This is a genomic window from Paraburkholderia sp. 31.1, assembly GCF_014397645.1.
Lineage (GTDB): Bacteria > Pseudomonadota > Gammaproteobacteria > Burkholderiales > Burkholderiaceae > Paraburkholderia > Paraburkholderia tuberum.
Genome location: NZ_VZQN01000272.1, coordinates 1 through 243 on the forward strand (window position 1 = coordinate 1; position 243 = coordinate 243).

Below are 243 nucleotides of genomic sequence, written 5' to 3' on the forward strand. Positions count from 1 at the left end.
TATTCCAGCGGCCCCAGCCCTTCAGCTCACCAGACAAGACCGTGGTGGGTCTGGATGGATTCGAACCATCGACCCCCGCCTTATCAAGACGGTGCTCTAACCGGCTGAGCTACAGACCCTGAGCCTGCCTGCGTTTCTTCTAACCACAGCCGATAAGCGTGAGCACTTGAGTGCAATGAATGCACAGCTCTGGAAAGGAGGTGATCCAGCCGCACCTTCCGATACGGCTACCTTGTTACGACT

Annotated in this window: 1 tRNA gene and 1 rRNA gene; both read right to left on the minus strand. The window is 56.4% G+C overall.

Annotation, left to right across the window (positions count from 1 at the left end):
* Positions 1 to 42: 42 nt before the first annotated feature.
* Positions 43 to 119: transfer RNA gene (locus F6X37_RS36245), tRNA-Ile, on the minus strand.
* Between the two features lie 74 nt (positions 120 to 193).
* Positions 194 to 243 (minus strand): 16S ribosomal RNA (locus F6X37_RS36575); the annotation flags it as partial.